A 21,687-nucleotide genomic window follows, 5' to 3' on the forward strand; every position below is an offset into this window, starting at 1 on the left:
CGCATCTTGCGCGTGGCATCCGGACTTCGGTGCAGGCAAGCGCCGCCTGTCTTTCGTCTCTCTGTCTATCTTGGGCTGCGCCGCCCTCAGCCCGGCCTATTCCGACCGAGACGCGAGCCTGCGTGCCATATCGATCATCCGCGCGGAAAAGCCCCATTCATTATCGTACCAACCAAAGAGCCGCAGTTGATGTTCGCCCGTGGCCATCGTTTCGGGGAGCGCCAGTATCAGCGATTCCGGACGGGCGCGGAGGTCACGGGACACGCACGCATCGTCCGTCGCTCCGATCATGCGGCTTTCATTGGCGATCTTTTTCAGGGTCTCGGTCGCCGACGCGGCTGCCGGGGATGAAAGCTGAATGGTCGCGTCGATCGCCGATACGCTCAGACACGGGACCCGCACGGCGGCAATACTGGTGCGGCCACCGATACCGGGCAGGATCTGCGTCAGCTCTTTCGCGGCGCTTGTCGTCGTCGGCACCATGGATTCAGCCCCCGCCCGACTGCGCGCCAGACCGGCACGGGGCGTGTCGACCATCGGCTGACTGGCAGTGTAGCAATGGATCGTCGTGACATGCGCCTGTTCAATTCCCAGTTTCGCATCAATCGCGCGCAGCAACGGCGCAATGGCATTTGTCGTGCACGAAGAGTTCGAGATGATCTTCGAACGTCCAAGCGTCTCGTCGTTGGCACCCAGGACAATCGTCGCATCCGAATGATCGGAAGGCCCTGAAATCAGCACCGCCCTGGCACCCGCCCGCAGGCCACGGTCGGCCATGTCCCGCGATGTGATGCGGCCCGTACATTCCAGAACCACGTCGACATCCGACAAATCGCACGCCCCAATATCGGCCGAGGTCGAAAACGCGATGCGGGCCTGCCCGACCCTCAATGCACCCTCTTCCTCCTCGACGGTGTAGGGAAGCGGCCCGAACGTGCTGTCGTATTTCAGCAGGTAAGCACAGGTCTCAAGCGGCGCTATGTCGTTGATCAGTGCAACCTCGATATCTGCATGGTCGGGGTCGGTCATAATCTGGCGCAGAATCGTGCGCCCTATTCGTCCAAAGCCATTAATGACGATCCGCATGTTCTACTCCGCTGGTTTCACACGATTGGCGTGCTGTTTGTCCACGACATAATTGAAAACCTGCGCCTTGGTCACTGCAAGGGCGTCACCCTTTCCGAACGGATTTTCTTTTGCCTTTGAGATGATCATCGAAAGGCGCTTCAGCCAGATCTCACCCTCCTTTTCCGATGCCAACCAGCGTGGCGGCTTCTGCACATTCCAGAGTTGCGCGACGTTTTTATCGGCTTTTGGTAGTGTCACCCGGTTGCCGGGCGCTGCATTTTTCAACCTGGCGAAAGCCATTACCTCCTGTATCCGCAGTTGCGGTTGGTCGCCGTCAGCACATCCGGACCGAAGGCGACCGACCTGCATCAAAAATCAACCTCTATGGCGACACCGTTCTTCACGGCCAGTTCGACGACGCTGGCCGCGACGGCCAGATCCTGCAAACCGACGCCTGTGCCGTCGAACAGCGTGATCTCGTCATCCGATGTCCGGCCTTCATGGGTGCCGTTGATGACTTCGCCGATCTGAACGATGTTTTCCGGCCGGATCATGTGGTTATAGATCGCGTGTTGCGCCTCACCGATGGTGACGGATTGCGCGACCTCGTCGGTAAAGACGGTGGCCTTGCCAAGCAGCGCGACCTCGACTTCCTGCTTGCCCTTGGTGTCGGTGCCCATGCAGGCAATATGCGTGCCCGGCGAAATGTGCTTGGCCATGACGGTCGGCTCGAATGTCGAAGTGATCGAAATCACCACGTCGGCCTCGACCATGCCGTCAAGCTCGACCGCCTCGAAGGGAACACCCGCTTCGTTCGCGACCTTTTCGATGTTGGGCAGCATTTCAGGATGATAGTTCCAGCCGATGACCTTTTCGAAGGGACGCTGCTCAAGTGCTGCGCGCAATTGGAATGTTGCTTGATGACCGGCACCGACCATGCCCATCACCTTGGCATCCTTGCGGGCCAAGTGCTTGATGGATACCGACGACGCCGCCGCCGTGCGCAACGCTGTCAGCAGATTGCCACCCACCATCGCCTTGACCATGCCGGTGTCCGGATCGAACAGGAAAATTGTGGACTGGTGGTTGATCACCCCGTGCTTTTCAAGGTTGTTGGGCCAATACCCCCCGGCTTTCAGGCCAAGCGTCATCCCCTGTTTGTCGAACCCGCCCTTGAAGCCATAAAGCGCGTCTTCGTGACCAATCGCTTCGCGAATGACTGGGAAGTTATAGGCGTTTTTTGACGCCATGGCAGCAAAGACACTTTCTACAGCATCAAATGCGGCAGAGCGGGTCATCAGATTGGCAATTTCGCGTTCGGGAACGATCAGCATCGTGTCACATCCTTCTGGGTTCATGCGTCCACGCGCACCGACATGTGCAGCGCACGCAGACGTTTTTTGTGGCATACGGCCACAAGAATCGTGGCCGAGATGGTGCGATCAGTAGGCTTTGCCGCGTGCGGAAACGGGCCAGACGGTCTCGACCTTGCCGTTGCGCACGCCGACATACCAGTCGTGCACATTGGCGGTCGGGTCGCAATGTCCGGGGACAAGCTTCAGCTTGTCATTGACCTTGAGCACGCCCTTGGGGTCGGCAACAACACCGTGCTCGTCCGAACATTTGACATATTCCACATCGTCACGGCCGTAGATGAACGGCAGGCCGCTATCCATCGACTGCGCCTTGAGCCCAGCATCCACGATCGCCTTGTCATCCTTGGCGTGGCTCATCACGCTTGTCAGGATGAAGAACGCATTCTTCCATTCGCCGTCATCGATGCGCTTGCCGTCCTTGTCCAGAATACGACCGTAATCCGCGTCCATGAACGCGTATGACCCGCACTGAAGCTCGTTATAGACGCCCGAATTGCTCTCGAAATAGTAAGAACCAGTGCCGCCGCCGGAAATCAGGTCACACTCGATACCCTCGGCCTTCAGGCCTTCGACAGCGTCCTTGACCTGCGCAATGGCCACGTCGAGTTTCTTCTGACGATCCTCGAAGCTGTCCATGTGCTGCATCGCACCCTGATAGGCCTGGATGCCGCGGAATGTCAGGTTCTTGGCATCGCGCACCGCCTTGCCGATTTCGACGACGGCTTCGGTTGTTGTCACGCCGCAGCGACCCGCGCCGCAATCGATCTCGATAAAGACACCAAGATCGGTGCCGTGCTTCTGCGCGGCTTCGGACAGATCCGCGATGTTGGCAACATCATCGACGCATACGATGATTTCGCCGCCGCTGATTTTGGGCAATTGCGCCAAGCGGTCGATCTTCTTCGGGTCGCGCACTTGGTTGGACACCAGAATTTCCTTGATGCCGGCGCGTGCGAACACCTCGGCCTCGGACACTTTCTGGCAGCAGACACCAACCGCGCCGCCCAGTTCCATCTGCAACTTCAGCACATCGACGGATTTGTGCATCTTGCCGTGCGCGCGGTGGCGCATGCCGTGTGCCTTGGCGTAATCGCCCATCTTCTTGATGTTGTGTTCCAGCGCGTCCAGATCGAGGATCAGGCAAGGCGTCTGAATATCCTTTTCATCCATACCGGGGACGGCGGGGATGTCGAAACCGACTTCGTAATCGTCAAATTTGGCAGGTGCGTTCATTGTCTCTGCTCCCTTAGCGTGTTCATTTAAGCCACGGCAGCTTGTCGAGATCGACATTGCCGCCTGTGATGATGATGCCGACGCGCTTTCCAGCGAACCGGTCCTTGTTCTTGAGGATCGTGGCCAACGGCACGGAAGAACTGGCCTCCATGACGATGCGCAGATGCTTCCATGTCAGCTTCATCGCGTCGATGATTTCCTGTTCGGATGCCGTCAGAATATCGGTCACATGGTTGGACACGAAATGCCAGGTCAGGTCTTTCAGCGGCACCAGAAGCCCGTCGGCGATGGTCTTGGGCGCATCGTCGGCGATGATGTGCCCGGCCTTGAAGCTGCGATAGGCATCGTCCGCCTGTTCTGGCTCTGCGGCGATGATCTGCGTCTCGGGTGCCTGATGTGACAAGGTCAGACAGGTGCCCGAAATCATGCCGCCACCACCGATCGGTGCCACAACCATATCCAGACCGCCGGTCTGTTCCATGAACTCACGCGCACAGGTGCCCTGCCCCGCGATCACCCGTGGGTCATTATAGGGATGCACGAAATCACCGCCGGTTTCCGCCTGCACCTTGGCAAACGTCTCTTCCCGAGAAGAGGTCGAGGGATCGCATTCCGTGATGTTGCCGCCATAGCGACGCACGGTATCCTTCTTGGCCTGCGGCGCAGTGCGCGGCATGACGACATTGCAGGGAATCCCCCGCTTCATCGCGGCGTAGCTGAGGCACGAGGCATGGTTGCCCGACGAATGCGTGGCGACACCCTTTTTCGCCTGCTCCTCGTCCAGTCCGAACACCGCATTGCTGGCACCGCGCACCTTGAAAGCGCCCGGTTCCTGAAAGTTCTCGCATTTGAAGAACAACTCTGCCCCGGTCAGCTCGTTCAGATAGGCCGAGGTCCGCACCGGGGTCTCGCGGATATAGGGCTTGATGCGCTCATGCGCATCAAGCATGTCCTGATAGGTGGGGATATACATCTCACCAGACATTATGCCGCCGCCTTGCTGCCGTTTTTCAGGTCGCGGCGGTAGTATTCCTGTGCGGCCGCAACACCCGAGCCAAGCTTCACATCCAGCCCCAGATCAACCATCACCATTTCCGCGACACCAAGACCCGACAGCATCATCGCATCGGTCAGGCTGCCCAGGTGGCCGATGCGGAAAACCTTGCCGGCAACTTCGCCCAGACCAACACCAAACGCCATCCCGTAGTCGTTTGCAGCGACAGTCACGATGTCCGTGGCGTTGAACCCTTCGGGCGTGCGGATGGCCGAAACAGTGTCGGAATACACATCGGGCGAGGCCGCGCACAGGTCCAGCCCCCACGCACCGATGGCCTTGCGGACACCTTCGGCAATGCGGTGATGGCGCGCGAACACGTTTTCGATGCCTTCATCCAGCAGCATGTCGAGCGACAGTTTCAGACCGTTCATCAACCCGACAGGCGGGGTGTAGGGGAACGCGTTATTGTCATACCCCTTCTGCATGTCATTGATGTCGAAGAACGTGCGCGGCAATGTGGCGGATTTGTTTGCTTGCACGGCCTTTTCCGAGAAGCCGACAATCGCCAGGCCAGCGGGCAGCATGAAGCCTTTTTGGCTGCCTGTCACGGCGACATCGACACCCCATTCGTCAAACCGAAAATCCATGGAGGCGATTGAACTGACCCCATCGACAAACAGCATTGCAGGGTGGCCCGCAGCGTCCAGTGCCTTGCGCACGGCGGCAATATCGGACTTCACGCCCGTGGCGGTTTCGTTATGCGTGGCCAGAACGACCTTGATCTCGTGCGATTTGTCAGCCTTCAGGATCTCTTCGTACTTGTCAGCGGGCAGACCTGCGCCCCATGGTGTCTCGACCACATGCACATCCAGATCATGGCGTTGGCACATGTCGATCCAACGGTGGCTGAACATACCATTGCGCGCCGCCAGCACCTTGTCGCCCTTGTTAAGCGTGTTGCTGAGCGCTGTTTCCCAACCGCCGGTTCCGGTCGACGGAAAGATGTAGATCTTGGCGCTGTCGGATTTCAGGACCTTCCGGACACCATCCAGACACGGATGCAGGATCTTGCCAAACGTTGGCGACCGGTGGTCAATCGTCGGCATATAGCACGCCTGGCGAACCGCTTCGGGCATGTTTGTAGGGCCGGGAATGAATACTGGGTTCTGGAAGCTCATGATCGTCTCCTTCTGAGGCTGAATTCAACATATCGCGCCCCCATGCAGGACGAAACTTTTTTGAAAAGTCATTTCATTTCTACAATAGTTAAAATAATTATTCCTTGTCAGATGGTTACTTTTTTCATATCATAAAATTATCTTTCATTTTAAAAGAACTCATCTTATGAAATTACAGAAGAATGACGTGCATCCATCCAGAAAGACCCGTGGACGCCCGCGTGATTGGAATGACAAGACGGCGCAAAACACCATCAAGTCGCTGGACAGGGCCATGGAAGTCTTCGAGTTTCTGAGCGAAGCACAAGGCAAGACCTTGTCAGCCCTGGCAAGCGATCTCGAGCAGTCTCCGGCGACGGTCTATCGCATTCTGGTAACGCTTGAGGTCCGGGGGCTGGTAGAGTTTGATCAGGCCGATCAGGTCTGGCACATCGGACCGCGCGCCTTTTTGATCGGTGCGCGCTTCTTGAAGCGGACCAGCCTTGTTGATCGGGCCAGACCCCTTCTGCGCCAACTGATGGAGGCGACTGGCGAAACGGCCAATCTGGGTATCGAACAAAACGGCAATGTGCTTTTTGTCAGTCAGGTAGAGACGAACGCAAGCATTCGCGCGTTTTTTCCGCCCGGCACGCTGTCGCGTCTGCACGCATCCGGCATCGGCAAAGCCCTGCTGTCCCAGATGGACGATCATCGGATCAACAGATTTCTGGACCGCGGCCCGCTTGAGAAATTTACCGAATATACACTGACAGAGCGTTCCGCCTTGATTGCGGACCTCGCAACCACACGGGCGCGCGGCTACGCCATTGACGGCGAGGAACGCAATCTTGGTATGCGCTGCATCGCGGCCCCGGTGTTCGACATCCATGACGAAGCAATCGCCGGCATTTCGGTCTCTGGCCCCACGACACGGGTCACGCCGGAAGAGATTGAACGGTTAAGTGTCGCAGTGCTGACCGCATCGCACAAACTGACGGCTGCCATAGGCGGTGCCACGCCAGACCACTGAAATCGCAAAGCATTGTTCGGCTTTGCAAAGTTTGTGTAAGCTCGCAGAAGAATCGTGCAACTTCTGTCCTGCCGAAAGATATACATGTCCCGCGAACCCCAGATCCCGCTTTCCGAACCTGTGGGTGACCGTATTGAACAGACGACCTGTTACATGTGCGCCTGTCGTTGCGGGATCAACGTATATCTCAGGGCCGGCCCCGACGGCACACCGCAGGTGCGCTATATCGACGGCAACCGCGATCATCCCGTCAACAAGGGTGTGCTGTGTGGCAAGGGCAGCGCGGGCATCATGCAGCACTACTCGCCCGCGCGGTTGCGCGCGCCACTGAAGCGGGTCGGCCCGCGCGGGTCCGGCCAGTTTGAAGAAATCAGCTGGGACGAGGCGCTGGACATTGCCACTGATTGGTTGGGCAGCGTGCGCAAGACCGACCCCAAGCGCATGGCCTTCTTCACCGGGCGCGATCAAAGCCAATCCCTGACCGGGTTCTGGGCAATGCAATATGGCACACCCAATTTCGCCGCGCATGGCGGTTTCTGTTCGGTCAATATGGCGGCGGGTGGGCTTTATACCTTTGGCGGCGCGTTTTGGGAGTTTGGCGATCCCGACTGGGATCTGACCAAGTATTTCATGCTGTTCGGCGTGGCCGAGGATCATGCCAGCAACCCGATCAAGATCGGCATCGGCAAGCTGAAAGCGCGCGGTGCCAAGGTCGTGTCGGTGAACCCGGTGCGCACCGGCTATAACGCCGTGGCGGATGAATGGGTCGGGCTGCGCCCCGGCACGGACGGGCTGTTTGTCGGCGCGCTGATACACGAGCTGTTCCGCACCCAGCAGATCGACCTGGACTACCTCGTGCGCTACACCAACGCGCCTTGGCTGGTGATCGACGCGCCGGGCACGGATCAGGACGGGCTGTTTGCGCGAGACGCCGACGGCAATCCGATGGTCTGGGACAAGACGACGGAAACCTATGGCAACGGCAAGGCCGCCGACATCCAGCCCGCACTGACCGGCACCCGCACCCTGCCAGATGGCCGAACAGCCCGACCCGTTTTCGAGCTGATGGCAGAGCGTTACTTGTCAGACGATTACGCGCCCGAAACGGTCGCAGCCCCCACCGGTCTGGACGCTGAGGAGATCCGTCGCATCGCCGCCGAACTGGCGCATGTGGCCTTCAAAGAAGAAATCGTTCTGGATCAGCCTTGGACGGATTGGGCCGGGCGCAAGCATGAGACGATGATCGGGCGGCCCATCTCGATGCACGCGATGCGGGGGATTTCGGCCCATTCCAACGGGTTTCAGACCTGCCGGATGATCCATATCCTGCAAATCCTGCTTGGCAGCATCGATTGCCCCGGTGGGTTCCGCTATAAACCACCCTATCCCAAACAGACGCCGCCCAACCTGCTTCCGCATGGGGCTGCGGGCGATATCAAGCCCGAAATGCCGCTTGGCGGGCCGCATCTGGGCTTTCCGCACGGGCCGGAACATCTGCTGCTGGACGAGGACGGCAACCCCTCGCGTCTGGACAAAGGGTTTAGCTGGGACGCACCTATGTCAGCGCATGGTTTGATGCACATGGTCATCAACAACGCCGCCAAGAAAGACCCCTACGGGATCGACGTGCTGTTCATGTATATGGCAAATATGGCGTGGAATTCGTCAATGAATGTGCCGGGAACGCTGGATGCGTTAACCGCGAAGGACGAAAACGGCGCCTATGTGATCCCCAGAATCATCTATTCCGATGCCTATTACTCCGAAACCGTGCCTTTTGCCGATCTGATCCTGCCAGACACCACCTATCTGGAACGCTGGGATTGCATCAGCCTGCTGGACCGCCCTATTTCCGAGCCGGATATGGTGGCAGATGCGATTCGTCACCCCGTGGTGAAGCCGGACCGCGACGTGCGCGGCTTTCAGGAAGTGCTGATCGACCTCGCCCACCGGCTGAAGTTTCCCGCCTTTACCAATGAGGATGGCAGCGCCAAATTTCCGGGCGGCTACCCCGATTACATCGTCAACCACCAGCGCAAACCCGGTATCGGGCCTTTGGCCGGCTGGCGCGGCAAGGATGGGACCGATTTCGGCACCGGCGTGCCCAACCCCGATCAGCTGAAAAAATACGTCGAGAATGGTGCGTTCCACGCCCATCACCTTGCGCCCGAGCACGCCTATTTCAAACATGCCAACCGGGGCTATCTGGACTGGGGGATTGCCAAGGGAATCCGTATGTCCGCAGAGCCCACGATCTTTCAACTGTATTCCGAACCGTTGCAGAAGTTCCGTCTTGCCGCGATGGGCCATGGCGACCGCCAACCACCAGAGCGGGCGCGCGACCGCATAACCCGCTATTTTGATCCGCTGCCTTTCTGGTACGAACCGCTGGAAGGCACGTTGATCGACACGGATGCCTATCCGCTGAACGCGATCACCCAACGCCCCATGCATATGTACCATTCCTGGGGATCACAGAATGCGTGGCTGCGCCAGATCACGGCTGCAAACCGGCTGTATATCCACACCAGTGTCGGGGCCTCTATCGGCGCGAAAGATGACGATTGGGTCTGGCTGTCTTCGCATCTGGGCCGCGTGAAATGCCAGATCCGTCTGATGGAGGGTGTCAACCCGCACACCGTCTGGACCTGGAACGCCATTGGCAAGCGCAAAGGCGCATGGGGGCTGGATGATGACGCACCGGAGAACACCGAAGGCTTTCTTCTCAACCACCTGATTTCGGAACTTCTGCCGAAAGGCGGCGGTGGCTATCGCTACTCCAATTCCGACCCGATCACAGGGCAGGCCGCATGGTTCGATCTGCGCGTTGCCATCGAAAAGGCCGAAAACACCGGCGCAACGGAGCCAATGTTTGAACCTCTTGGCCATGACAGCCAGCCGCCCTCGTCCGAAAAACTTGCCTACGGTGTTCAATTCAGGAAACAGACGACATGACCTGCCTGCCGAAGACGACCGACAAAAAGCTTGGCCTCGTCATTGATCTGGATATCTGCGTGGGCTGCCACGCTTGCGTGACGTCCTGCAAGGAATGGAACACCGGCGGCTATTCTGCACCTTTGTCGGATTTCGATCCTTACGGAGCAGAGCCGGATGGCGCTTGGCTGAACCGTGTGCACAGCTATGAAATCGACAACGATCACTGGAAAGGCACCGTGCATTTCCCGCGCTCCTGTCTGCATTGCGAGGATGCGGCCTGTGTGACCGTCTGCCCGACCGGGGCCAGTTTCAAACGCGCCTCAGACGGGATCGTGCTGGTCAATCCGGACACTTGCATCGGCTGCAAACTGTGTTCCTGGGCCTGTCCCTACGGCGCGCGCGAATACGATCAGGATGACGGCGTGATGAAGAAATGCACGCTGTGTGTTGACCGGATCTACAATGAAACCCTGCCGGAAGAAGACCGGCAGCCCGCCTGTGTCCGCGCCTGCCCGACCGGCGCGCGGGCGTTCGGTGATCTGGGTGATCCGGCCAGCGCCGTGTCGCAATCGGTTGAGGAGCGCGGCGGTTTCAACCTTCTGGAAGAATTCGGCTACAAGCCGGTCAACAAATACCTGCCACCGCGCAAGGGATCCGATCACGCGCCCGCGGTGCCAACGACGCCCGCCAAGACCACCGGTGCGCCCATCGAAAAACTCTTTGCCTGGGCCGACCGGGCGCTTAGCCGCTGAGGGACGCGCCACATGCATCCCGCCTATTCCGTCATCCTTTTCACCACCTCCTCGGGCGCGGGCTACGGTCTGCTGTTCTGGGTCTCGATTGCTTTGATGACCGGCGATATGCCGCACACGCATTGGTCTTTCTTCTTCACCTTCGCGCTGGCAGTTGCACTGATCACCTTTGGACTGCTGGCCTCGACCTTCCACCTTGGCCACCCGGAGCGGGCATGGCGCGCGCTGTCCCAATGGCGGTCCTCGTGGCTGTCACGCGAAGGTGTGACAGCGCTGGCGACCTATTTACCCGTCGGCCTACTGGGCCTTCTGTCGCTGCTGAAAATCACCACCGGGGCAGAGCCGTTTCTGGCCTTGCTTTGCGCAATGGGCGCGGTCGCGACGGTTTGGTGTACCGGCATGATCTACGCATCCTTGCGCACCATCAAGGAATGGAACCTGACGCTGGTGCCGGTCGTCTATCTGGCGCTTGGTGCCGCTTCGGGCGGGTTGCTGATGGGGCTAATGACATCAATATTCGGCGGCCAAAACCGTTGGCAGGGCGCGGCAACCCTGTTGGCGCTAGGCGTCGTGCTGGTGCTGAAGCTCGTCTATTATCGGCATATCGACTCTGATGACGGGGCGTACACCGCCGCGCAAGCGCTGGGGATGGGTACAAAGAGCATTCGCCAAATCGACCCGCCGCACACACGGCCCAATTACGTCATGCGCGAGATGGGCTATGACGTTGCCCGACGCCATGCGCTGCGGTTGCGATGGCTGGGGCTGCTCTGTCTGATTGCTATTCCGCTGGTATCGATTTTGCTGGGCATGATGGCTGGTCTGCCAATGCTGTTTCCGTATCTCGTCGCCGTCATCACCGCCGCAATCGGACTGATGCTGGAGCGATGGTTGTTCTTCGCCGAAGCCACGCATGTCGCGATGCTCTACTACGGCGCGCCCCGGGCTTGACCCGGGGCCTTGCGGGCTTTCTCGACTGGCAGATCGACGACACCCCGCACGAAAAAGCAAGCATCAGCGCCGAGCTTCTTCCAGCACTTCCGACGGCGGTGCGCCGGTTTCCGGGCCAGGCTGGCTTGCGGTACTTTCCGGTTCGACAATCTCTGCTTCTTCGGCTTCCGCGGGATCTTCGATCACCTCTGCTTCGGGCGACTCCGCGGTTTTGTCGTCCAGGGCACCGACGATCAATGGCAGCATGCCAGCGCCGGTTGGTGCCGCCATCTGCGATTCATTCGGGACGGCCCAGGACAGGGTGTCAAAGCTTTGACAATTCGAACAGACCGGCGCCCATTTGGTGTGAATGGAATGACAATTGTCACAAACCCATTGCGGCCCACGAGGTGCCGTGACGGCCTTGGCCAACCAGCCTTTGACCACGGTATCGCTGGCACCTTCGCCACGCTCGATCGCCGCCATGATCGTCAGCACCCGCGCATCCGCGTCGATTTCGTGCAGATCGCCCAAGGCACGGCGCGCCGCGGGAAAATCCTCGGCGGCGATGTGCAACTCCGCCATCAGCAGTTTGGTCTCGCGGTGGTCCGGTTGCAGCTTAACCAGTTGTTGAAACCGTTTCAGACGCTCCTGGGGTGTTTCGTTTGGCACGATGGCAGCAAACGCCCCGGCAATTTCTGGATGTGGGCGCACTTCCCAAGCTTTCTTGAGCACTCGCACCGCATAGCGTGGCTTGCCCTGCTCGATATAGCCCTGTGCCGCCAAAACTGCGGCAGGGATAAGATCCGGCGACAGGCGGTTGGCCTCGATCGCGGCCACGCGGGCATCAATCGTCTTGCCTTCTTCCAATACGTCCTTGGCCTCGGACAGCGCCAGAACCGCATCACGTCGTTTGTGGACATCGCGCGGCATCGTGCCGGATTTTAGCTTTGCATTCAGTGTTTTACGCGCACCTGACCAGTCTTCTTTCTGCGCCTGAAGCTGCAACAGAACGTCTTGGGTTTCTTCGTGCTGCGGCTTGATGGCGAATGCGCGCTCCGCCAGCTTCAGCGCAACATCGGTTTCGCCTGCCGCCAGTTTTTGCTTCATGATCCCGCGCACGCCGACAAAGCGCGTGGCATCGTTCTGTATCAGCTTCTTGTAGACCTGTTCGGCCTTCACACGATCCCCGCTCATTTCGGCGGCCTGCGCCGTGATAAGATCGGTCAGTTCGGGCTTTTGCAGATAACGCTCCGCCTTGGACGCCTTGGCCATTGCCAGCCGCCCCTCGCCCGAGGCCAGCGCCATCATGCCTTCGCTGAGCGCCTGAAACCCTTTACGTTCCCGGTTACGGTCAAAATAACGCGAAATCGCGGTTTCATCGCCGTTGAGAAAACGCAGCGTGGCGATCAGTAGAGAGAACAGTTTGAGAAACACCCAGACGGCGAGGATCAGCAGCAGAGCGCCAATCACCGATTGCAGCGGACCAAGCGTGTATTCCTCGCCTCCGGCGGTGATCTGAATACCCCCGTCGGTTTCCAGAAGATAACCCGCCCCGAGGGTCAGTGCCGCCACAATGGCGACGAAGATCAGTATCTTGATAAGCGACCAAAGCATTCCGGGTTCCTTACTGGGTGTTCAGTTGCTGCGAAACCGCCGCAAGGGCGGCCACCGCATCACGACGCGCCTGCGCCCGCGCAGTCCATACCGACAACGCCTCGCGCGCGGGGGCTGGCAAAGACTCTATTTCAGTCAGCGCTGCGTCAAGATCACCGTCACGCTGCGCGGCCTCGGCGCGTGACAGGATCGCGTCAGCGTCGTTGCCTTCCTTCGGCACGACCGACCGCGCACCCAATTGTTCGCGCAAGAAATTGCTAAACCGACCACCGCCCTCATCAGCAGCGCCTGCATCGCGCGCGGCTGAAAGCGCAGCGCGCGACGCACCGGGGAACTGATCGGATAGTTCGGTTTGGGTCGCGACACCTTCATCCGCCACCGAAGAAAGTGCTTCGGGAATGCTGCCCGTTGCCTGTTGCAACTGCGCGGCGGCATCGGCAAAGGGTGTACCCTCTGTCAACGCGCTGGAGATTTGCGCCAAGGCAGCGCGCGCCTGCGTCAACTGCGCGGTTTCACTGGCGGCCTCTTCCATTTCAGTGGCCTCCGCCAACATCGCTTCGACCTCTTCGCGCTGCGTCTGAATGGCGGCGCGCATTGCATCAAGCTCGCGCTCATAGGCCTGGATGGCTTCGGGTGAGACGCTTTCTTCGACCGGGCGTTTTTCCAATGCCGTCAGGCGCCCCTCCAAAGCCTCCACATTGCCGGCCAGTCCTTCAAGACGCTGATTGGCCCCATTGGCCGTCGCCGCAGCATCGCTGGCTTGTGTTGACAGGGCATCGACGTCAATTCCGCTTACGCGTTCCTCGACCGCGGTCGTTCTGGCATCCAAATCTGCTATGGCCGCGCCATGGGTTTCCAGCGTCGCAAGCGTATCAACGACAAACGGATCTTCTCCCGTCTGCACGCCCGGAAACGGCCAGCCTTCCGGAACGACATACCGCGCGGCGGCGAAACCGATGATTGCGGCGGCAACACCGCCCAAAAGCAGCGGCAGAAAGCCCGCCTTTTTCACGACGGTCTGCGTGACCTGCGGTGCCGCGGCCGACGCTTCCGCGTATGGTCTGTCCGTCGATGGGCCAGACTCGTTCGATGCCGCGGAAAAGCCTTCGGCCTCCGGCGGCTCCGGGTCTTCGAACGGTGTGGGATCGTAGGTATCGTCCGGCTCTTCCAGAGGGTCTTCGTCGAACGCGCCTTCGGACCGGTCAAAGTCATTATCGGTCAGGTCGGCCTCGTCGAAGTCTTCATCCGCGTCAGGCACGGCTTCCACGGCAGCAACGCCATCGTCGCCCTCAACCACCTCGGCATCCGTCAGTTCGGCGGCATCTTCGGCCTCGTCTCCGGGAACGGCTTCTACCGCCGAGGCCCCTTCAGCCAAATCGTCATCAACTGGTGGCTCTGACCCGGTGGAGGCATCCTCCACCACGGCGGCATACTTTATTTCGTCGACGTCCGAAGATTTCTTGATCTTGTCCGACCCGCCCGATTTTTCATCGTCTGCCACGTGTTGCCACCTTTTTGATTCACGTTTCCCAAAAGGGATTTGCACAGTTTAGCTTACTGTGCGTCTTCCCTCCCCTCAACCCACCTGTCTGCGTCCAACAGTCTCTGCACGGTGCGGCGCATGGAATCCGCGCTTGGATGCGCCGCAATATCAACCCTTTGGACCGCGATCTGTTCCAAGGATTCCGCGACTGCATCGCTCATTGCGACGACGGCCACGGGCGTCGTAATGACGGCCTGTGCCTGAAACAGCGCCGCGGTCCTTGGCGAAAACAACGGCGCGATCACCGCTCGGTTGCCACATAGCACCGAGATCGCATCCTTGTTCAGAGACATCGCCTTCTGATCGTAAAGAACCACCGCTTGCGTGTCTATCCCGGCGGCAACAAGCGCGTCCGCGACACCCCCCCGCGCATGTCTGCCTCGCGCATGAACCAGCGGCACAGTCGGGGCCGCCCGTATTATCATGGGGATCATGTCTGCCGCCGTGCCTTGCGCGCAGATGGGATCAAAGCCAATGGCCCGCGCCGCACGGCCTGTCGCCTCGCCGACCGCGAAACAAGGATGATGAACCTGACCGCCAAGCGCCTGCCATGCTCTCACACCGTTGATAGAGGTGAAGATCACCCCGCAATCCGCGGCAATGGGCGGCAGGCTTTCAGCGACCTGCACATCGAATAGCGGCGAAATGACCAGATCGAAGCACCCCCGAAGAGTGCCGGCAAAAGCGCGCGAATCCGGCTCGGGTCTTGTCATCAAAAGAACAGGCTGGCACCGGGACATGCAAACACCGGGATTGTGAGAAACAGACCAGAGTGTTACCTGCCATTTGACGTGCAAGCAACGGCTAGGCATATGACAGACCGTCTGACCATCCTTGGAATCGAAAGCAGCTGCGATGATACGGCGGCGGCCGTTCTGCGGCATGAGGCGGGCAAGCCCGCGCAGATCCTGTCATCGGTGGTTGTGGGGCAAGACGCGCTGCATCGTGATTTCGGCGGCGTTGTGCCGGAAATTGCCGCGCGCGCCCATGCGGTCAAGCTGGACGGCTGCGTGACCGACGCGCTGAACGAAGCGGACGTGTCCCTGACAGAGATTGACGCCATCGCCGTGACCGCGGGACCGGGGCTGATCGGCGGCGTCTTGTCGGGCGTGATGTTGGCCAAGGGTCTGTCGGCGGGCTTGGGCAGGCCGCTTGTCGGCGTGAACCATCTTGCAGGCCACGCGCTGACACCTCGGCTGACAGACGGGCTGGCCTACCCCTATCTGATGCTTTTGGTTTCCGGCGGGCATTGCCAGTTTCTGATCGTGCGCGGGCCGGATAGCTTTTCCCGTTTGGGCGGCACGATTGACGACGCGCCGGGCGAGGCGTTTGACAAAACCGCCCGACTTCTGGCGTTGCCGCAACCCGGTGGGCCCTCGGTTGAGAAATCAGCGCGCGACGGCGACCCCAAGCGGTTTGCGTTTCCCCGGCCCCTGCTGGACCGACCGGGCTGCGACATGTCTTTTTCGGGTCTGAAAACCGCATTGCTGCGCCAAAGGGATCAGCTTGTTGCCGCCGAAGGTGGGCTGAGGCAGGCAGATCGTGCCGACATTTGTGCCGGGTTTCAGGCAGCCATCTGTGACGTGATGACCGAAAAGGCGCGCCGCGCATTGGATCTGTATCTGGCCGAAGCACCAGAAGCTCCGGCCTTTGCCATTGCGGGCGGCGTCGCGGCAAATCAGGCGATCCGAGGCGGGTTAGAGGCGCTTTGTGCCCAGCGCGACGTGCAGTTTACCGCCCCGCCGCTGCGCCTGTGTACCGACAATGCCGCCATGATTGCCTATGCCGGGCTGGAACTGTTACTTGCGGGCCATGAGGATGACATGACGCTGGCCGCCCGTCCGCGCTGGCCGCTGGACAAGCTTGCCGCGCCGCTGGTGGGCAGTGGCCGCAAAGGGGCCAAGGCATGACCGTCGGTATCCTTGGCGCGGGGGCCTTCGGGACTGCGCTTGCGATCTCTATCGCATCGGGCGGGACAACCGTGCGGCTGTGGGGGCGGTCTGCCGATGACATGGCCGAGCAGGCCAGGCAGCGACGCAACGCGCGTCACTTGCCGGATGCCGCCTATCCGGAAACACTGCACCCCACCGCCGATATCGCAGAAGCACTGCGTTGCGAGGTGCTTCTGCTGGCCGTGCCAATGCAGCGGCTTCGGCAAGTGCTGGAAGGGTTGGACGCTGCGACCCACCTGCCCCTCGTCGCTTGCTGTAAAGGCATTGAACTGAGCACAGGCCTTGGCCCGGTACAATTGATCTCTGCGCTGACGCCAAACCCGACGGCCATACTGACCGGACCCAGTTTTGCGCAGGACATTGCCAAAGGGCTGCCCACGGCCCTGACCCTCGCCTGTGCCGATCAACCGGTGGGAACGGCGCTGCAACACAAACTGTCGACCCCCAATATCAGGCTCTATTACACCTCCGATACGCTGGGAGCAGAGCTAGGCGGGGCACTGAAGAACGTCATGGCGATTGCCTGCGGTGCCGCAATCGGAGCCGGGCTGGGCGACAGCGCGCGCGCTGCCTTGCTGACACGCGGCTTTGCCGAAATGCAGCGAATGGCACATCAAATGGGCGCGCGCCCGGAAACGCTTGCAGGCTTGTCCGGACTGGGCGATCTTGCCCTGACCTGCACGTCAGAGCTTTCGCGGAACTTCAGGCTGGGCCTGACCCTGGGACGTGGTGAAAGCTTTGACACAGGGGTCACTGTCGAAGGGGCTGCGACGGCGCGTGCAACGCTGGAACAGGCAAATACCCACGGCATAGACATGCCAATCACGCAAACCGTGGTTCGGCTGCTGGACGGAACGAATTTACACAAGGCCATGGACGATCTGCTGTCCCGGCCCCTTAAAGAGGAATAGGACATGCTTGTTGCCCTGATCGCCCGCGACAAACCCGGTGCCCTGCAAACCCGCAACGACAATCGCCAGAAGCACCTTGACTACATCAAAGCGACAGGCGTCGTGACACAGGCGGGGCCGCTGCTTGACGATGCAGGCGAGATGACAGGCTCACTTGTCATTCTGGACGTGCCTGACATGGACGCGGCGAAATCCTGGGCCGCCGGCGATCCCTATGCCGCCGCAGAACTGTTTGAGTCCGTCGACCTGATCCAATGGAACCGGGTGATCGCATGAGGTACTGGCTGTTCAAATCAGAGCCATCGACCTGGGGCTGGGATGACCAGCTGGCCAAGGGCGATACGGGCGAGGAATGGGACGGCGTGCGGAATTATCAGGCGCGCAACTTCATGCGCGAGATGGCCGTAGGAGATCGCGGATTCTTCTACCACAGCCAGAAAGAGCGGGCGCTGGTCGGCATTGTCGAGGTTATCGCCGAAGCCCATCCTGACAGCACCACAGACGATGACCGCTGGGAATGTGTGGACATCAAGGCGGTGAAGTCACTGCCGCGCGCCGTAACTCTGGACGAGATCAAGGAAGATCCACGGCTGGCAGATATGGTGCTGGTCAAGAATTCGCGCCTGTCCGTGCAGCCCGTTACGCCAATAGAATGGCAGATCCTGTGCGAGCTTGCAGGAACCGAGCAGTGAACCGTCAGAACAGCCAGACCGGACGCATACGCACATCAAACCCGTTGCACAGTTTGTTCCGAACCGGCCGCACCTGACGCTGGTAGCCCGGCGGGCCGTCATCCTTCAGATACTTCCTGATCGTGTTTCGCGATAATCCCGTCGCCCGCGCAACAGGCCGCATGCGGCACCCCTCAACCAATTCCCACCGCCGGATCGTCGACACGCTTTTCATAAAGAGCAGGTGGGTCAATTTACGCGCTCATAACCCACCCGAATGGGTCAATCAGACATGCCGGTTCAGGCACATCAGACACGTTTCGCAGGTGTCTTGCTTCTGGTTTCAAATTACGGGCATGTAAACGCAGCAGGCAATCAACGCGGACGCTTTTATGTCTTTCCTTAACGATCTTACATTACAGCAAATCGTGACAAGAGGTCTGGCTTATCTGCTGTTTTCCAGCGTCTATCTTTCTGTTCTTCGAATCGTTAACCAAATTGGTGACAAAAGATCGCATACTGGCGGCTCTTTGGCGGCTTGGGGCCTGATAATGGCTATCTTGTTTCGCGCTGGTTGGGTTCTGGTGCCATCTCACGGCACGCGCAACATATCGGGGCGTGTGCGGCAGGCGTTGGCACCGCTGATCGCCAGCGCATGCCTTGTTGCCATCATCCCGTTGATCGATCTGTTGCGCCCACTCGCCTACAAAGAATTAAACCCAAGCTTGGGCCAGTTTTTGAATATTCTGTTCAATCAAATACAGGATATTTCTGTTGGTTCAGCAATCCTGTGCCTGCTTCCCTGGCCAGGTTTGCCCGGCGCACAGATCGTCCTGGCAATGAAGCAGGCCTGGGTGCCCCGGTTCCGAACCTTGGAGTGGCCTGCAGCCCTAGTGTTGATCGCCATCATGATAGCCGTGTTTGACCCCGTCTGGCAGCAGGTCCTTCTTTCGGGGCTATCATTAACCCGATGACGATTTTTCAGCCTCCGGGCATGCCAGCAAAGCCGAATTCATCCATAAGTGCCGCTATGGTTTCGTCCTGAATCAAGGCATCAATCGCTGAATCGATCTGATTGCGCAGAAAGCTGTCGCGCGATGAAACCAGCCCACCGACACGCACTGTCGCCACCTGTATTGGATCAAGCGCGATAACTTTGACATCCCCGCCGCCGGGTTCCTCTGTCAACAGCTGCTGCAACATTGGCTGCCACATCAACATTCCTGAAAGTTGTCCGTCGCGCAGGCGCCTAAGCATCAACGATTTGTCGGCATAAGGAAGTCGCTTCCACCGCTGCCCCTCTGGGCGTTGCCCCATCGCGGTGATGAACGCCCATTCGCCGGACGATCCCAATGAAGTTCCGATAAAGTGCTCTTTTGGAATATCCGCAAGACTTTCATATCTGGGGTCCAACACGGCCAATACATAGGGCACCGTGGCATAAACACGGGTCGGGCTGACCCAGTCGGGATAGAGGTTTCCAGTCTGAAGAGACATCCCCATAACCAGGTCGCAGTTCTTGTTCATCCGGATTTGGAGTTCTTCAAGAAACCCACCACCATTGATTGGAAACCCACCAGGGGATTGATCGAAGACCACATCAAGAAACAGTGCCTTGCCGATTTCCTCGGCCACCGCCCGATCAAATGGTGCCCCAACGGCGGCATCATCCACGCACACCCGGATTTTGTCACCTTGGATCCTGCGTGTGTTATCAAGATACATCTGCGGCGCATCTTGCCCCCGCGCCGGCAGGCAATTCAACGCAAAGACCAAAGCCAAGAGAGAACGGAAAATCATCTAAGTCCTCCGGTTCAAACGTGAGAAAGGAGCCAGAACGGCACCTTTCTCTGTCGTAAGTCATGTCGAGGTGATAAATTAGCCGTCCGACTTTGGCAGTTTGAACACGAAAATCGAGTTGCCTGCACCACTTGGTAGCGGCACCTCTGGAAACATCGACGCCGCGCTTGATGCAGCTGCGCTATATCCTGTCGGAACAACGAGATACTGTTCTCCGTCCACTTCGAATGTGGAAGGCGAACCGCCGATAGGCGCGTTCAGGCGCTGGCTCCAAAGAACCTCGCCTGTGGTATCATCCCACGCTTTGATATAGCGCCCAGCGTCGCCACCGAACACCAGACCGCCCGCCGTCGCAATCACTGACGATGTTGGAATTGTCCGCTGACGGTGCTGCCAGGCATGGCTGCCTTGCTCTGGGTTAACCGAAATGGCATCCACAAGACCGGCCTGATCGATACCTTCGGGCAGAACCCGCGGACCGAATTTCAATGAACCAGTGGAGTTACCAGCGGTAAATTCGGTCTGAATGGGTGTCGTGGTGTTACATGCTTCGGTCAAAGGCACATAAAAGCTGCCGGTACGCGGCGAGTAGGCACCTGCCTGCCACAGCTTGCCACCGGAAACCGATACGCAGGCCAGGTGGGACTCACCCACTGCTGAGGATACGAGATCTTCGTTGATGTGAACTTTGCCATCGTCGTCAATCTTGGTCACAACATTCTGGTAAACGGTTTCAAGCGACCACAGGTATTTTCCTGTGTCCCGATCCAATGCAAAAGCGATACCGTTTTTACCAGGAACGGACACAACCATCTTGTGCTTTTTACCGTCGATTTCCTGGTCGACCAGCACACGCTCAAACGGGCTATCGAGATCCCAGTTGTCGCGTGGCAAGTGTTGGAAGTACCACTTCAATTCGCCGGTATCCGCATCCAGCGCCAAGGTCGAGTTGGTATAAAGCACGTCACCGTCGCCCGAACCACGAACCAGTTCGGCATATGGTGCCGGCATCCCCACGCCCCAGAAGGTCATATTCGTTTCAGGATCATAGGACCCAACAGCCCAAGGCGTGCCACCCCAGCGGTTTTCTGGCGGCACATCCCCCCAGCTTTCGCCCTGGGCGGGATTGTTCGGATCGTCCAGCGTGTTGAAGCGCCACAGTTCTTCACCGGTTTCCGCGTCATGCGCAGCGATGAAACAACCACCCGCCGTGCCCGCAATGGAGCAACCCGAAATCGCCGAGATTACCTTGCCGTTCACAACCAGCGGGCCGACAGTGTAGCTGTAACCTTTGGAGTTATCGAACGCTTGGGTTTCCCAAACAGTTTTGCCAGTGGTCGCTTCCAGCGCAACAATCTTGGCGTCTACAGTGGTCAGGTAAACCTTGTCTTCATACAGCGCGATAGAGTTTTTCTGTCGACGTGACTGATAATTCAGGTAGCCCCAGCTTTTGGGAACTTCGGCCAGCGCGTGGCGGTATTCCCACAACAAATCGCCGCTTTTGGCGTCTAGCGCCTGAACGATCGAATTGTTGGTGTTGATGAACATGATGCCATCGTGTTCCAGCGCGGTGGTCTGTTGCAAACCAACGTCGGCCATCGGCCAAGCCCAGGCAAGCTCGAGATCGGCAACAGTATCTTTGTTGATCGTGTCCAGATTGCTGTAACCGTGGTTATCAATCGTGCCGCGCCACATCAGCCAATCGCCGGCTGG

The 21,687-nt window shown here is 59.1% G+C and carries 20 protein-coding genes; 9 read left to right on the plus strand and 11 right to left on the minus strand.

Annotated features, from left to right (window positions below):
• Positions 1-96: 96 nt before the first annotated feature.
• From DMZ65_RS10335 to bhcA, 6 genes are all read right to left on the minus strand, one after another.
• On the minus strand, positions 97-1,086 hold the full coding sequence (locus tag DMZ65_RS10335) for a type I glyceraldehyde-3-phosphate dehydrogenase (RefSeq protein ID WP_116598825.1): 990 nt from the start codon (positions 1,084-1,086) through the stop codon (positions 97-99).
• 3 nt (positions 1,087-1,089) lie between these two features.
• On the minus strand, positions 1,090-1,368 hold the full coding sequence (locus DMZ65_RS10340; protein ID WP_157960596.1) for a hypothetical protein: 279 nt from the start codon (positions 1,366-1,368) through the stop codon (positions 1,090-1,092).
• 68 nt (positions 1,369-1,436) lie between these two features.
• Complete coding sequence (gene bhcD / locus DMZ65_RS10345; protein WP_116598885.1) at positions 1,437-2,402, minus strand: iminosuccinate reductase BhcD; 966 nt, start codon at positions 2,400-2,402, stop codon at positions 1,437-1,439.
• 108 nt (positions 2,403-2,510) lie between these two features.
• Positions 2,511-3,677 carry a 3-hydroxy-D-aspartate aldolase BhcC gene (gene bhcC, locus DMZ65_RS10350; protein ID WP_116598827.1) on the minus strand — a complete coding sequence of 389 codons (1,167 nt, stop codon included), beginning with the start codon at positions 3,675-3,677 and terminating at the stop codon, positions 2,511-2,513.
• 22 nt (positions 3,678-3,699) lie between these two features.
• Positions 3,700-4,650, minus strand: a complete 951-nt coding sequence (bhcB, locus tag DMZ65_RS10355) for a beta-hydroxyaspartate dehydratase BhcB (protein ID WP_198662669.1) — start codon at positions 4,648-4,650, stop codon at positions 3,700-3,702.
• Positions 4,651-4,661: 11 nt separating this feature from the next.
• The gene (gene bhcA, locus DMZ65_RS10360; protein WP_116598829.1) at positions 4,662-5,852 is read right to left on the minus strand and encodes an L-aspartate--glyoxylate aminotransferase BhcA; all 1,191 of its coding nucleotides are present in this window, start codon (positions 5,850-5,852) and stop codon (positions 4,662-4,664) included.
• A gap of 166 nt (positions 5,853-6,018) precedes the next feature.
• Between bhcA and bhcR the strand changes: the two genes are divergently transcribed.
• The 4 genes from bhcR (at position 6,019) to DMZ65_RS10380 (ending at position 11,501) form a co-directional block, all read left to right on the plus strand.
• Positions 6,019-6,861 carry an HTH-type transcriptional regulator BhcR gene (gene bhcR, locus DMZ65_RS10365; RefSeq protein ID WP_116598830.1) on the plus strand — a complete coding sequence of 281 codons (843 nt, stop codon included), beginning with the start codon at positions 6,019-6,021 and terminating at the stop codon, positions 6,859-6,861.
• Between the two features lie 84 nt (positions 6,862-6,945).
• The gene (locus DMZ65_RS10370; RefSeq protein ID WP_116598831.1) at positions 6,946-9,816 is read left to right on the plus strand and encodes a molybdopterin oxidoreductase family protein; all 2,871 of its coding nucleotides are present in this window, start codon (positions 6,946-6,948) and stop codon (positions 9,814-9,816) included.
• Positions 9,813-10,550 carry a 4Fe-4S dicluster domain-containing protein gene (locus DMZ65_RS10375; RefSeq protein ID WP_116598832.1) on the plus strand — a complete coding sequence of 246 codons (738 nt, stop codon included), beginning with the start codon at positions 9,813-9,815 and terminating at the stop codon, positions 10,548-10,550. The genes DMZ65_RS10370 and DMZ65_RS10375 overlap by 4 nt, the downstream gene beginning before the upstream one ends.
• A 12-nt stretch (positions 10,551-10,562) precedes the next feature.
• Positions 10,563-11,501, plus strand: coding sequence for a dimethyl sulfoxide reductase anchor subunit family protein (locus DMZ65_RS10380; protein WP_116598833.1), 939 nt, complete (start codon positions 10,563-10,565; stop codon positions 11,499-11,501).
• 63 nt (positions 11,502-11,564) lie between these two features.
• Here DMZ65_RS10380 and DMZ65_RS10385 read toward each other — a convergent pair whose 3' ends face one another.
• The 3 genes from DMZ65_RS10385 to DMZ65_RS10395 are packed head-to-tail and all read right to left on the minus strand — an operon-like array spanning position 11,565 to position 15,353.
• Positions 11,565-13,097 (minus strand): heme biosynthesis protein HemY, encoded by a 1,533-nt coding sequence (locus DMZ65_RS10385; protein WP_116598834.1) that lies wholly within the window; start codon positions 13,095-13,097, stop codon positions 11,565-11,567.
• 10 nt (positions 13,098-13,107) lie between these two features.
• Complete coding sequence (locus tag DMZ65_RS10390; RefSeq protein WP_116598835.1) at positions 13,108-14,598, minus strand: COG4223 family protein; 1,491 nt, start codon at positions 14,596-14,598, stop codon at positions 13,108-13,110.
• A 53-nt stretch (positions 14,599-14,651) separates the two neighbouring features.
• Complete coding sequence (locus tag DMZ65_RS10395) at positions 14,652-15,353, minus strand: uroporphyrinogen-III synthase (RefSeq protein ID WP_157960597.1); 702 nt, start codon at positions 15,351-15,353, stop codon at positions 14,652-14,654.
• A 99-nt stretch (positions 15,354-15,452) separates the two neighbouring features.
• On the opposite strand from DMZ65_RS10395, the gene tsaD reads away from it, so the two are divergent.
• The 5 genes from tsaD (at position 15,453) to DMZ65_RS10425 (ending at position 19,148) form a co-directional block, all read left to right on the plus strand.
• Positions 15,453-16,550, plus strand: a complete 1,098-nt coding sequence (tsaD, locus tag DMZ65_RS10400) for a tRNA (adenosine(37)-N6)-threonylcarbamoyltransferase complex transferase subunit TsaD (RefSeq protein WP_116598837.1) — start codon at positions 15,453-15,455, stop codon at positions 16,548-16,550.
• Positions 16,547-17,503 (plus strand): NAD(P)H-dependent glycerol-3-phosphate dehydrogenase, encoded by a 957-nt coding sequence (locus tag DMZ65_RS10405; protein ID WP_116598838.1) that lies wholly within the window; start codon positions 16,547-16,549, stop codon positions 17,501-17,503. Before tsaD ends, DMZ65_RS10405 begins: the two co-directional genes overlap by 4 nt.
• Before the next feature lie 3 nt (positions 17,504-17,506).
• Positions 17,507-17,779 (plus strand): YciI family protein, encoded by a 273-nt coding sequence (locus DMZ65_RS10410; protein WP_116598839.1) that lies wholly within the window; start codon positions 17,507-17,509, stop codon positions 17,777-17,779.
• The gene (locus tag DMZ65_RS10415) at positions 17,776-18,195 is read left to right on the plus strand and encodes an EVE domain-containing protein (protein WP_116598886.1); all 420 of its coding nucleotides are present in this window, start codon (positions 17,776-17,778) and stop codon (positions 18,193-18,195) included. The genes DMZ65_RS10410 and DMZ65_RS10415 overlap by 4 nt, the downstream gene beginning before the upstream one ends.
• Before the next feature lie 371 nt (positions 18,196-18,566).
• Positions 18,567-19,148, plus strand: coding sequence for a hypothetical protein (locus DMZ65_RS10425; protein WP_116598841.1), 582 nt, complete (start codon positions 18,567-18,569; stop codon positions 19,146-19,148).
• A gap of 7 nt (positions 19,149-19,155) precedes the next feature.
• Here the strand turns inward: DMZ65_RS10425 and DMZ65_RS10430 are convergent, their stop codons facing one another.
• Entirely contained in the window at positions 19,156-19,974 is an 819-nt protein-coding gene (locus DMZ65_RS10430) for a substrate-binding periplasmic protein (RefSeq protein ID WP_116598842.1), read from the minus strand.
• A gap of 78 nt (positions 19,975-20,052) precedes the next feature.
• Positions 20,053-21,669: a pyrroloquinoline quinone-dependent dehydrogenase gene (locus DMZ65_RS10435; protein WP_198662661.1), complete on the minus strand. Its 1,617-nt coding sequence runs from the start codon at positions 21,667-21,669 to the stop codon at positions 20,053-20,055.
• Positions 21,670-21,687 lie beyond the last annotated feature (18 nt).

This window comes from Primorskyibacter marinus (assembly GCF_003313245.1).
Taxonomy (GTDB): Bacteria; Pseudomonadota; Alphaproteobacteria; order Rhodobacterales; family Rhodobacteraceae; genus Primorskyibacter; species Primorskyibacter marinus.

Bases quoted from the DNA above. Each gene is read 5' to 3' on its own strand.
- DMZ65_RS10335 (WP_116598825.1), bottom strand. From the start codon at position 1,086: ATGCGGATCGTCATTAATGGCTTTGGACGAATAGGGCGCACGATTCTG.
- DMZ65_RS10340 (WP_157960596.1), bottom strand. From the start codon at position 1,368: ATGGCTTTCGCCAGGTTGAAAAATGCAGCGCCCGGCAACCGGGTGACA.
- bhcD (WP_116598885.1), bottom strand. From the start codon at position 2,402: ATGCTGATCGTTCCCGAACGCGAAATTGCCAATCTGATGACCCGCTCT.
- bhcC (WP_116598827.1), bottom strand. From the start codon at position 3,677: ATGAACGCACCTGCCAAATTTGACGATTACGAAGTCGGTTTCGACATC.
- bhcB (WP_198662669.1), bottom strand. From the start codon at position 4,650: ATGTATATCCCCACCTATCAGGACATGCTTGATGCGCATGAGCGCATC.
- bhcA (WP_116598829.1), bottom strand. From the start codon at position 5,852: ATGAGCTTCCAGAACCCAGTATTCATTCCCGGCCCTACAAACATGCCC.
- bhcR (WP_116598830.1), top strand. From the start codon at position 6,019: ATGAAATTACAGAAGAATGACGTGCATCCATCCAGAAAGACCCGTGGA.
- DMZ65_RS10370 (WP_116598831.1), top strand. From the start codon at position 6,946: ATGTCCCGCGAACCCCAGATCCCGCTTTCCGAACCTGTGGGTGACCGT.
- DMZ65_RS10375 (WP_116598832.1), top strand. From the start codon at position 9,813: ATGACCTGCCTGCCGAAGACGACCGACAAAAAGCTTGGCCTCGTCATT.
- DMZ65_RS10380 (WP_116598833.1), top strand. From the start codon at position 10,563: ATGCATCCCGCCTATTCCGTCATCCTTTTCACCACCTCCTCGGGCGCG.
- DMZ65_RS10385 (WP_116598834.1), bottom strand. From the start codon at position 13,097: ATGCTTTGGTCGCTTATCAAGATACTGATCTTCGTCGCCATTGTGGCG.
- DMZ65_RS10395 (WP_157960597.1), bottom strand. From the start codon at position 15,353: ATGACAAGACCCGAGCCGGATTCGCGCGCTTTTGCCGGCACTCTTCGG.
- tsaD (WP_116598837.1), top strand. From the start codon at position 15,453: ATGACAGACCGTCTGACCATCCTTGGAATCGAAAGCAGCTGCGATGAT.
- DMZ65_RS10405 (WP_116598838.1), top strand. From the start codon at position 16,547: ATGACCGTCGGTATCCTTGGCGCGGGGGCCTTCGGGACTGCGCTTGCG.
- DMZ65_RS10410 (WP_116598839.1), top strand. From the start codon at position 17,507: ATGCTTGTTGCCCTGATCGCCCGCGACAAACCCGGTGCCCTGCAAACC.
- DMZ65_RS10415 (WP_116598886.1), top strand. From the start codon at position 17,776: ATGAGGTACTGGCTGTTCAAATCAGAGCCATCGACCTGGGGCTGGGAT.
- DMZ65_RS10425 (WP_116598841.1), top strand. From the start codon at position 18,567: ATGTCTTTCCTTAACGATCTTACATTACAGCAAATCGTGACAAGAGGT.
- DMZ65_RS10430 (WP_116598842.1), bottom strand. From the start codon at position 19,974: ATGATTTTCCGTTCTCTCTTGGCTTTGGTCTTTGCGTTGAATTGCCTG.
- DMZ65_RS10435 (WP_198662661.1), bottom strand. From the start codon at position 21,669: ATGTGGCGCGGCACGATTGATAACCACGGTTACAGCAATCTGGACACG.